11 protein-coding genes are annotated in these 11,757 nt (G+C 38.1%); 10 read left to right on the forward strand and 1 reads right to left on the reverse strand.

Annotated features, from left to right (window positions below; genetic code table 11):
• The first annotated feature begins 4 nt into the window (after positions 1-4).
• From purR to mfd, 10 genes are all read left to right on the forward strand, one after another.
• Positions 5-838 carry a pur operon repressor gene (purR, locus tag MKY07_RS00365; RefSeq protein WP_008408293.1) on the forward strand — a complete coding sequence of 278 codons (834 nt, stop codon included), beginning with the start codon at positions 5-7 and terminating at the stop codon, positions 836-838.
• A complete protein-coding gene (locus MKY07_RS00370) occupies positions 835-1,209 on the forward strand; it encodes a RidA family protein (RefSeq protein WP_008408291.1) in 375 nt (124 codons plus the stop codon). Before purR ends, MKY07_RS00370 begins: the two co-directional genes overlap by 4 nt.
• 321 nt (positions 1,210-1,530) lie before the next feature.
• The gene (gene spoVG, locus MKY07_RS00375; protein WP_008408289.1) at positions 1,531-1,830 is read left to right on the forward strand and encodes a septation regulator SpoVG; all 300 of its coding nucleotides are present in this window, start codon (positions 1,531-1,533) and stop codon (positions 1,828-1,830) included.
• A 285-nt stretch (positions 1,831-2,115) separates the two neighbouring features.
• Positions 2,116-3,486 (forward strand): bifunctional UDP-N-acetylglucosamine diphosphorylase/glucosamine-1-phosphate N-acetyltransferase GlmU, encoded by a 1,371-nt coding sequence (gene glmU, locus MKY07_RS00380; protein ID WP_339263448.1) that lies wholly within the window; start codon positions 2,116-2,118, stop codon positions 3,484-3,486.
• A gap of 26 nt (positions 3,487-3,512) precedes the next feature.
• Positions 3,513-4,472, forward strand: a complete 960-nt coding sequence (locus MKY07_RS00385; RefSeq protein ID WP_008408287.1) for a ribose-phosphate diphosphokinase — start codon at positions 3,513-3,515, stop codon at positions 4,470-4,472.
• Positions 4,473-4,697: 225 nt separating this feature from the next.
• Entirely contained in the window at positions 4,698-5,351 is a 654-nt protein-coding gene (locus tag MKY07_RS00390; protein ID WP_008408286.1) for a 50S ribosomal protein L25/general stress protein Ctc, read from the forward strand.
• Positions 5,352-5,478: 127 nt separating this feature from the next.
• Entirely contained in the window at positions 5,479-6,690 is a 1,212-nt protein-coding gene (locus tag MKY07_RS00395; RefSeq protein ID WP_008408285.1) for an MFS transporter, read from the forward strand.
• A gap of 72 nt (positions 6,691-6,762) precedes the next feature.
• Positions 6,763-7,326 carry an aminoacyl-tRNA hydrolase gene (gene pth, locus MKY07_RS00400; protein ID WP_339263451.1) on the forward strand — a complete coding sequence of 188 codons (564 nt, stop codon included), beginning with the start codon at positions 6,763-6,765 and terminating at the stop codon, positions 7,324-7,326.
• A 59-nt stretch (positions 7,327-7,385) separates the two neighbouring features.
• A complete protein-coding gene (locus tag MKY07_RS00405) occupies positions 7,386-7,613 on the forward strand; it encodes an anti-sigma-F factor Fin family protein (protein WP_008408283.1) in 228 nt (75 codons plus the stop codon).
• Between the two features lie 84 nt (positions 7,614-7,697).
• The gene (gene mfd / locus MKY07_RS00410; protein WP_339263453.1) at positions 7,698-11,210 is read left to right on the forward strand and encodes a transcription-repair coupling factor; all 3,513 of its coding nucleotides are present in this window, start codon (positions 7,698-7,700) and stop codon (positions 11,208-11,210) included.
• Positions 11,211-11,283: 73 nt separating this feature from the next.
• Here mfd and MKY07_RS00415 read toward each other — a convergent pair whose 3' ends face one another.
• Positions 11,284-11,595 (reverse strand): hypothetical protein, encoded by a 312-nt coding sequence (locus tag MKY07_RS00415; protein WP_014822295.1) that lies wholly within the window; start codon positions 11,593-11,595, stop codon positions 11,284-11,286.
• Positions 11,596-11,757 lie beyond the last annotated feature (162 nt).

Consider the following 11,757-nt stretch of genomic DNA (forward strand, 5'->3'; position numbering starts at 1 on the left):
TCGCATGAAATGGAAGCGCAGTGAACGCCTTGTGGATATGACTTATTATCTACTTGAGCATCCACATCAGTTGATCCCGCTAACTTATTTTTCTGAGCTTTACAGTTCTGCAAAATCTTCAATTAGTGAAGATTTAACAATTGTAAAGGAAACATTCGAAGAAAAAGGAATTGGGCTTTTAATTACTGTACCTGGGGCAGCAGGCGGTGTTAAATATATCCCTAAAATGGCGGAACAAGAAGTTCGTGATATAATTAGGGAATTTATGGGAGAACTTAGTCAATCCGATCGACTGTTACCTGGTGGCTATTTGTTTATGACGGATCTTTTAGGAAATCCGGAATTAATGAATCGTGTAGGTAAAGTATTTGCAAGCGTGTTCGCAGATCGGCAAATTGATGTCATTATGACTGTTGCAACAAAAGGGATTTCAATAGCACATGCGATTGCAAGACATTTGAATGTCCCGGTTGTAGTTGTGCGTCGTGACAGTAAAGTGACTGAAGGTTCAACGGTGAGTATTAATTATGTATCAGGATCTTCTCGTCGTATTCAAACGATGGTTTTATCAAAACGTAGTATGAAAAGTGGCCAGCGTGTATTAATTACCGACGATTTCATGAAAGTCGGAGGCACAATGAATGGTATGAAGAACTTATTGGAAGAATTCGAATGTGAGTTGGCAGGTATTGCTGTATTAGTAGAAGCACAGCATGCTGATGTAACATTAGTAGATGATTACTATTCTTTAGTAAAACTACAAGAAGTAAATGAGAAAGATCGCACAATTGCATTAAGTGAAGGTAATTTTTTTTCAAAAGGAGAGAAATTAAAATGAAAACTGTTTCAACAACAAATGCACCAGCAGCAATCGGTCCATATGCACAAGGTATTGTAGTAAATAATATGTTTTATTCTTCAGGCCAAATTCCACTTACAGCTTCAGGGGAACTTGTAGAAGGCGATATTGAAGTACAGACTCACCAAGTTTTCGAAAACTTAAAGGCAGTTTTAGCAGCAGCCGGTTCTTCTTTAAGCCAAGTTGTTAAAACAACAGTATTTATGAAAGATATGAATGATTTCGCTATAATGAATGAAGTGTATGCAAGTCATTTTGGTGAGCACAAGCCAGCTCGTTCAGCAGTGGAAGTTGCCCGTTTACCAAAAGATGTAAAAGTTGAAATTGAAGTCATTGCATTAGTGAAATAATATTTTATTAGGAATAATTATTTTGATTTATATTAGTTATAGCTTAAATCCACGGCTTTCGGACTTTAGAAAAGGCGTGGATTTTTTATTAAAAAAATATTTTGACTCTATTTACAGCAATTATTAAGAAAATCCTCAGAAATAAGTAGAATATTTAGTTTATTTTAATAATTATAAAAATTGTAGATAGAAAAAAATTACATTATATTGTATTCTATTGATAAATGATGAATTTTTAGAAATTTACTGGATGATAGAAGGAATCTATACTTTCATCCCGAATACTAAAAATAACACATCAAACTACAGGGGGTATAAATAATGGAAGTAACTGACGTAAGATTACGACGTGTTCAAACAGAAGGGCGTATGCGTGCGATTGCCTCAATTACGCTAGATGATGAATTTGTTATCCATGATATTCGTGTAATTGATGGAAATACTGGTTTATTTGTAGCAATGCCTAGCAAAAGAACACCAGATGGCGAATTCCGCGATATTGCGCATCCGATTAATTCAAATACGCGCAACAAAATTCAGGAAATCGTTTTGGAAGCTTTCCATGCATCTGCTGAGGAAAATACAGAGGAAACTTTGGAATTAGAAGAAGTGAATGTTTAATATAAATTAGGGTCACTCATATGAGGAGGCTCTTTTTTTTATGAATTTTTTTTATAGGCAGAAATGTTCTATAACAGAAAAGGAAAAATGAGAATATGGTCGGAAAAATACTGATTATTTACTTTTTATCGTTAAAATTTGCTGAATTAGTACACAAAAGAAAATGTGTCAAACTATTATAGATATTTTAAATTCAAAGATTTGTCAAGTCTGAATACCTTGAAAAGATTATGAAATTGCTTTATAGTCATAAGAGAAAATGAGCTAAATTGGAGGACTTGTAATATGACGAATATTTTTGCGGTCGTGTTAGCGGCTGGTCAAGGTACACGAATGAAGTCCAAATTATATAAAGTGCTCCACCCAGTATGCGGAAAGCCAATGGTGGAACATGTAATTGATCATATCAGTTCACTAAATGTTGAACGTGTCGTAACTGTTGTAGGACATGGTGCAGAGCTGGTAAAAGAAACACTTGGAAATAAGAGTGAATATGTTTTACAAGAAGAGCAATTAGGCACAGCGCATGCGGTTCAACAGGCAGAGCCGATTTTAAGCGGACTTAGCGGAACTACGCTTGTCGTATGTGGAGATACCCCTTTAATTCGCCCTGAAACAATGCAGGCACTTCTGGATCAGCATGCTTCTCAAAATGCAAAAGCAACTATTTTGACAGCGGTTACAGATGATCCGACAGGCTATGGTCGTATTTTACGTGACGAACATGGTCAAGTTTCGCAAATTGTTGAACAAAAAGATGCAACATCTGAACAACAGCTTGTGAAAGAGATTAATACAGGAACATACTGCTTCGATAATGAAGCACTGTTTGAGGCACTTAAGCTAGTTAAAAATGAAAATGCACAAGGTGAATTCTATTTGCCGGATGTTATTGAAATTTTACAGAAGCAAGGTGAAACAGTTGCAGCCTATGTAACAGAAAACTTTGATGAAACGCTTGGTGTCAATGATCGCTTTGCTCTATCTCAAGCAGAGGAACTAATGCGTGCACGTATTAACGAACGTCACATGCGTAATGGTGTAACGATTATTAATCCAATTTCTACACATATTAGTGCAGACGCAGTAATCGGCAGTGATACGGTTATTTTACCTGGAGTAATCATTGAAGGTAAAACGGTTATTGGCGAAGATTGTAAAATTGGTCCGAATAGTCATATTGTGGACAGTCATATTGGCAATGCAACTACGATTCATAGTTCAGTCGTGCTAAACAGCCAAGTAGGTAATGAAACAGCAGTAGGTCCGTTTGCACATTTACGTCCGGAATCTTCATTAGGAAACCATGTAAAAATCGGTAATTTCGTTGAAGTGAAGAAGAGTACATTAGGTGATGATACGAAAGTGTCTCATTTAAGCTATATTGGCGATGCAGAAGTCGGCAAGAACGTAAATATTGGCTGCGGTTCAATTACTGTTAACTATGACGGTAAAAACAAATATAAAACAACTATTGAAGACGATGTATTCATTGGATGTAATTCAAATTTAGTTGCACCGGTAACATTGAAAAAAGGTTCCTTTATTGCAGCAGGATCGACAATTACTAAAGAAGTTCCTGAAGATGCATTGGCGATTGCGCGTGCTCGTCAGGAAAACAAATTAGGCTATGTGAGTAAATTAAATTCAAAATAAAATTAACTAAAATACAGGAGGCCATCATGCCGTATCAATACGCTGACTCAAAATTAAAAATCTTCTCATTAAATTCTAACAATCCACTTGCCAAAGAGATTGCTGATGAAATGGGTTTAGAACTAGGGAAATCATCCGTTAAACACTTCAGTGATGGAGAAGTCCAAATTAGCATTGAAGAAAGTATTCGAGGAATGGATGTATTTATCGTTCAATCTACTTCTGCGCCTGTTAATGAGCATTTAATGGAACTTTTAATTATGATTGATGCTGTTAAACGTGCATCTGCTCGTACAGTAAACGTTGTTATGCCTTACTATGGCTATGCACGTCAAGACCGTAAAGCAAAAGCGCGTGAACCAATCACTGCTAAATTAGTAGCAAACTTACTTGAAACTGCCGGTGCAACTCGTGTAATCGTATTAGATCTACATGCACCTCAAATCCAAGGTTTCTTTGATATTTTAATCGACCATTTAGTGGCTGTACCACTACTTGCTGAACATTTCGGGACAAAAGGATTCAATGAAGAGGAACTAGTTATTGTTTCTCCAGACCATGGTGGTGTAACTCGTGCGCGTAAATTAGCAGAGCGCTTAAAAGCTCCGATTGCTATTATTGATAAGCGTCGTCCAAAACCAAACGTGGCAGAAGTAATGAACATTGTTGGTAATGTAGATGGCAAAATCTGTATCTTAATTGATGATATCATCGATACGGCAGGTACGATTACGATTGGTGCAGAGGCATTAATTAAGAGCGGTGCTAAAGAAGTTTACGCATGTTGTTCACACCCTGTATTATCAGGTCCAGCAATTGAGCGTATTGAAAATTCTCCAATTAAGGAATTAGTTGTAACAAACACTATTCAATTGTCTGAAGAAAAACTTTCTCCAAAAATTCAGCAATTATCAGTTGCGAAATTAATGGCAGATGCAATCTCTCGTATTTATGAAAATAAATCTGTTAGTACATTATTCGACTAATCCATTGCAAAACAAGAAGCAAACAGCATTTTCCTCAATAGAGGAAGATGCTGTTTTTTTTATACCCTCACTCATGAAATCTCTACGGCTGTCGCAACTAAATTTTCATTCCTCGTATTTCTATATGCGGATATTTGCAAAAAAATCTGACAATTTTTATGTTTAGTGTGGACAAAGGTAGGGTAAATGTATCTTTGTATAACTATTTAAGGGGGACGATGGAATATGACTACAGTATTACAAGCAACAAAGCGAGAAACTGGGAAACGTTCGATACTATCCCAACTTAGAAACGAAGGCCAACTGGCAGGTGTGCTGTATGGCTATGAAACAGAAACAACACCAATATCGTTGGATTATAGAGATACCGCTAAAGCAGTTCAAACATATGGTACAACTAGCGTGTTTAAAATTGAAGTAGGCGGGAAAAGAGTAAATGCAGTACTTACTGATATCCAACGTGATGCACTAAAAGGACATGTGAAGCACGTTGACTTCCTTGCTATCAATATGAAAGAAGAACTTGAAGTGGATGTTCCAATTGCATTTATCGGAACTTCAGTTGGTGTAAAAGAAGGTGGAGTAATTACTCAACCTAACCATACATTGAAGATTAAAGTGAATCCAAGCAAAATTCCAGACACAATTGAAATCGATGTATCCGATTTAGCAGTTGGTGAATCGTTATCTGTGGGTAATGTTCGTGATCAATTTACAGCGTTTACGATTGTAGATAATGACGACTATACATTAGCAACGGTAACACCGCCAGCAGCACCAGTTGAAGATGTCGATGCAAATGCAGAAAATGTAACAGCCGATGATCTTGATGCAACGGGAGAAAAATTATCGCCTGAAAAACCAGGTAGAGAAGATTAAGAAATTGGACGGGCCGCCCTATTTATTAGGGCGGTTTTTTTAGTGTAAAAAAATACTTCGACATCCGAAAGGAAATCAGTATAATAATATGGAGATGAGTAAATATTAAGAAAAATTAGAGGTCTTTATGAGAACACATAATGAAAAAATGAGTATTTACCACGGGATGGCATCTGCTGTTGCACAAAATACATCAAACAGCTACATTCCGATTTTTGCGATGACGATTCTTGGTGCAACAAATTATCAGGTCGGGTTAATCAGTTCTTTGCCACCGTTAATTACATTGCTAATGACATTACCGGCTGCTATTTTACTAAATCGAGCATTCGAACAAAAAAGGCTCGTTGCTTTTTCCGTCTTGGCAGCACGCTTTGTATTCTTACTAATTGCCTTTATTAGTTATGTACCAGGAAGTTTTGGTTCTTGGTTGCTGCTGGCACTGATCGCTGCAATGAGTGTGCCGAATACGATGGCGAACATGGGCTGGCAATCTTTTATCGGTAATATTATTGAGGAAACACGTCGGGCCCAATTTTTTAGTGACCGTAATCGCTTGCTGACAGTGGTAGGCTTATTCGTTACATTAACGATTGGTATTGTCATGAAAGATATAACCGCCAATCGAATTGCTTATCAAATACTATTCATGTTTACTTTTGTCGTCGGGGTTGTTGAGCTGTATTTTCTATTAAAGCATGATGAACCGGTACGTGAACGGAATATAGAAAATAAACGTGCAATGGATTGGTCAATTTTTAAAAACAATAAATATGTCCTGTTTTTAATTGTTGCACTTGTTTTTAACTTTGGCTGGCAAATGGCGTGGGGGATTTTTAATATTTATAATGTCCGGTATGCGGAAGCGACGATCTTTTGGATTAGTATGTTCAATGTGGCAAATATGATTGCTCAAATTTTATCATTTTCATTTTGGCGTAAATGGTCGCAAAAATATGGCAATATGAGTGTATTTGTCTGGGTTGCCTTTGGGATGTCAACAGCACCATTACTGATGGTTTTATCGACGAATCTTTATTATTTAGTCGCGATGTCCTTTATTTCAGGGTTGTTTGTTTCAGGAACGGTTTTAATATTATTTAATTTATTGCTTGAAAATTCACCGCAGGAAGTGCGCACTTATTGTATTACGACTTATAATGTGCTACTTGCAGTCATTGCTTTTTCTTCTCCGCAAATAGGAATATGGCTGCTCGAAACTTACTCGATGGAAACAGCGATGTATTTATCGACAGCAGTTCGATTTTCTGCTGCAGTAGGCTTTTTAGTACTTTATATTGTAAGGAAAATGCGCGAGAAATCATTGGCGTCATACTAGTTGACGATACATACTTTTCATGAGGATATATGATAAAATAAAGGCGATCAGAGAAAAAGGATGCGATTACTAGTGAAATTAATTATTGGTTTAGGAAATCCGGGAAAACCATATGAACATACACGCCACAATATAGGTTTTGATGTAATTGATGAATTAGCCAATCGATGGAATGCGCCATTAAACCAAACTAAATTTAATGGTATGTATGCAACGGTTCATCGTCCTGAGGGAAAAGTCATTTTATTGAAGCCACTAACATATATGAATTTATCAGGAGAATGTGTTAGACCTCTAATGGATTATTTTGATATAGAAATTGAAGATATTATTGTTATTTATGATGATTTAGATCTGGAAACGGGTAAGTTAAGATTACGCGGCAAAGGAAGTGCTGGTGGACATAACGGGATTAAATCATTAATTCAGCACTTAGGGACACAGGAATTTAACCGAATCCGTGTCGGAGTAAGCCGCCCGCCGGCAGGTATGAAAGTTGCGGATTATGTATTGGCAAAGTTTTCAAAAGAGGATCAGCCCATCGTAAAAGAAGCTGTTGAAAAGAGCTGTGATGCTGTAGAAACAGCTTTGAAAAAGCCGTTTTTAGAAGTGATGAACAAATTTAACGGCGCATAAATTAATCAAAAAATGGTTAGACTTTAATATACATAAGTGTTTAAAGGAGGCCATGGGAGATGCCTGTACGCTACCGCTGTAGACATTGTGAGGTAGAGATTGGTACTTTGCCTTTCGATGCAGAAGAAACGGTTCAAAAGCTTCACTTGTTTGAAATAGGTGAAATCGATGAATTCATTAAAAAAAATGAACGGGGAGAAACGACCGTTTACAGCATTTGTGAGCATTGTGAAGAATCATTGCGTCAGTTTCCCGATTACTATGCGTTAAAAAGATGGTTACAGTAGAGGAGTTGCTTTGGTCGCATAAAATGCGCCAAGGCTTTTTCCATTTCCGTTTTCATTTATCGAAAAAGAGAAGGGGGACTAGACGTGGATACGATACATCAAATATTTATAAAAGATAAACAGATTGATAATATGATAGAGCAAATTCGAAAAAATCAAGCAAACGATCACCTTATTACAGGGTTAACGGGAAGTGCAAGACCTGCGCTGATCCATACAATCTATCAAGAGACAAATAAATCGATTTATATTATGTCCTCAAACCTATTGCAGGCACAAAAATTAGTAGATGATCTGACTGCGTTAGTTGGTGATGGGCATGTCCATTATTACCCGGCCGAGGAATTTATCGCTGCAAATATGACGACTTCTTCCCATGAGCTGCGTGCACAGCGTATTGCAACTTTAGGGCGCTTAGTTAATAAGGAACGCGGAATCTATATTATTCCGGTAGCAGGAATGCGCAGTATGCTAAATGCGCCTCAAAAGTGGCTTGGATATGAACTTTCTACTTCTTTAGGTCAAGATGTCGACATCAATACTTGGTTAGATAAGCTTGTTGAAATGGGCTATACGAGAAGTGAAATGGTTACAACACCAGGTGAGTTTGCAATGCGCGGCGGAATTTTGGATATTTATCCGCCATATGCACAAGATCCGATCCGTATTGAATTATTTGATACGGAAGTGGATTCGATTCGTACGTTTTCTGCCGATAATCAGCGCTCGATTGAAAAGTTAAAGGAAATCAAAATTTTCCCTGCGACAGAGCTTCTTTTAACAAAAGAAGAGCGCATAAAACTTGCGGAGCGCCTTGAAGCATCATTGGCAGTGAGTTTAAAAAAGGTCCGTAAACAGGAAACCCAGGAATTGCTCATGCAAAACATTCAGCATGATATTGAGCTGCTGCGTCTTGGTCATCTGCCGGATTATATTGCAAAATATGGCTCGTTATTATTTGATCAGCCGTATTTTTTAGGTGATTACTTCAAGGAGGACGGCCTTGTCCTATTTGATGAGCTAGGTCGCATTCAGGAAGTGATGGAAGCTTGGGAACGCGAAGAAAATGAATGGTTTATTTCATTGATTGAGGGGGGCAAAATGCTTCATGATGTAAAGCCCTCCCATTCATTAAAAGAAGTGCTTTCAATGCTGAAACAGCAGAAAATGTATTTCGCATTATTTACAAGAACATTTGCAGGTGTCACTCTTAAAAAGACAATTAACATTTCCTGTAAGCCGATGCAGCAATTCCACGGACAAATTGCTTTACTGCAAAATGAAATTGAGCGTTGGACGCATGAAAAATTTGTCGTGTTATTTACGGCTAATTCAGATAGCCGGATAAAGGCCATGCAAAATTTACTGGATGACTACCATATTGCGTCAACAATCGGCTATGCCGATGCACCGGGTATTTATCTGGTCAATACGGCATTGTCTTCTGGCTTTGAGCTACCATTACAAAAAATAGCGGTTGTTACAGATGATGAACTCTTTAAACAACAGGCCAAGAAAAAATCACGACCACAGCAGATGACTAATGCTGAGCGTATTAAGTCTTATACAGAAATTAAATCAGGCGACTATGTTGTACACGTGCATCATGGGATCGGGAAATATATTGGCATCGAAACACTTGTTGTGAATGGTACACATCAAGATTATTTGCATGTACGTTACCGTGAGGACGATAAGTTATATGTACCTGTGGATCAAATTGAACTGATTCAACGTTACGTGCCTTCAGGCGAAAAGGAACCGAAACTTCATAAACTCGGTGGTACGGAATGGAAGAAAACACATAAGAAAGTTTCGAATGCGGTACAGGATATTGCGGACGATTTAATCAAACTTTATGCAAAGCGCGAAGCAGAAAAAGGTTATGCCTTTTCTCCGGATTCCGATGAGCAACGGGGCTTTGAGGCTGCTTTCCCGTACGAAGAAACAGAAGATCAGTTACGCACAATCGCCGAAGTGAAAAAAGATATGGAACGAGAACGTCCAATGGATCGCCTCGTTTGCGGGGATGTAGGATACGGAAAAACAGAAGTTGCAATTCGTGCTGCATTTAAGGCTATTTTAGACGGCAAACAGGTTGCCTTTTTAGTGCCGACTACTATCTTGGCGCAGCAGCACTATGAAACGATCTCGAAGCGCTTTGAAGACTATGCGATCAATGTAGGTCTGCTCAGTAGGTTCCGCTCCAAAAAGCAGCAAACAGAGACGTTAAAAGGTCTAAAAGAAGGAACAGTAGATATAGTGATCGGTACACACCGTATTTTATCGAAGGATGTAGTGTATCAAGACTTAGGATTGCTTATCGTCGATGAGGAGCAACGTTTCGGTGTTACGCATAAAGAAAAAATTAAGCAGCTTAGAACGAATGTCGATGTGCTGACATTAACGGCAACACCAATCCCGCGTACCCTTCATATGTCGATGGTTGGGGTGCGTGATTTATCGGTCATCGAAACACCTCCACAAAACCGTTTCCCTGTCCAAACGTATGTAATGGAGCATAACGGAGCACTTGTACGTGAAGCGATCGAGCGTGAAATGGCACGTGGTGGACAAGTATTTTATTTATATAATCGTGTAGAGGATATTACAAGAAGAGTAGAAGAAATTCAGATGCTTGTTCCGGATGCGCGAGTCGCTTTTGCACATGGTAAAATGACGGAGGCGAAGCTGGAATCGGTTATTTTATCGTTTATTGAAGGTGAGTATGATGTGCTTGTCACGACAACGATTATTGAAACCGGTGTAGATATTCCAAATGTAAATACATTAATTGTTCATGATGCAGATCGTATGGGACTTTCTCAACTGTATCAGCTGCGGGGACGTGTAGGGCGTTCAAATCGAATTGCCTATGCATATTTCATGTATGAACGTGATAAAGTTCTTACTGAAGTCGCAGAGCAGCGTTTGCAGGCCGTAAAAGAATTTACGGAATTAGGTTCAGGTTTTAAAATTGCGATGCGGGATTTATCGATCCGTGGTGCCGGGAATTTACTTGGTGCTCAGCAGCATGGCTTTATCGACTCAATCGGTTTTGATTTGTATTCACAAATGCTGGAAGAAGCAGTGGAAGAACGTCGAACAGGTGTAAAGAGAGAAGAGAAGCAGGATGTCGAGATTATGCTGCATGTTGATGCGTATATTCCGGATGCGTATATTCCCGATGGCTACCAAAAAATCCAAATGTATAAACGAATTAAGGCGATGGAACACATCGAAGATTATTCGGAAATTATCGATGAACTGCAAGACCGCTTTGGAGATTTACCAGTTGAAACAGAGCGTCTGATGCGTGTGGCCCGTATGAAAGTTTGGGCTAAGGAAGCGAATGTGCTTTCAATAAAAGAAAAGCAGCAAGTTGTATCTATTATTCTTTCAGAAGAAGGAACGGCCAATACAAATGGTGCACAGATTGTCGAGCAGTCGATGGAGTTTGGTCGGGCGGTCGGCTTTGGAATGGAAGGAACACAGCTTGTAATAACAATAGATTACAACAAATGCGGAAATCACCTGCCATTTGATGTAGTAGAAAAAATGATGCAAATTATCGCATCTGCAAAAAAAGAATCATAAAAAAAGAGAGGAAATATTAAAAGTTTTGGGCTTTTAATATTTCCTCTCTTTTCGATTGCATACAACATATGAATTATAAGAAAGATTGTTGCACACTGTAATGTACTCCGTTCGAATAATTTAAACGTTGAAGCAATTCTTCGCGGTTACTATGTTCTTCACGCTTTGCCAATAGCTGTTTCTCTCTTGTAGTGGAAGCAGAAACTAAATCGCGCTGACCATTTGGCTTTTCTAAATAACGTTTGAAAATGCCGTTTTCAAATTTTGAAATAACAGTAGAACGCTCTTTCGATAAATCCGGGTAATAAGCTAAATGAGTACCTGCATAATATTGATGCTGACGATATGCATCTGGTGTTGATGTAATACGATCGACTCTTACCATTACTGCACCTCCAAAAAGATTGTTTTATTTTGTTTATTGCCTCTTTCATAAAAACAAAACATAAAATGACCGAAAACGTTGTAATTTCCTATATCATGTTGAGGAAAAATAGGTACTTCATCATACATATACGAAATATTATTTTATCCTTTTCGAACAATG

The sequence above is a fragment of the Solibacillus sp. FSL W7-1472 genome, assembly GCF_037969775.1.
GTDB lineage: Bacteria > Bacillota > Bacilli > Bacillales_A > Planococcaceae > Solibacillus > Solibacillus silvestris.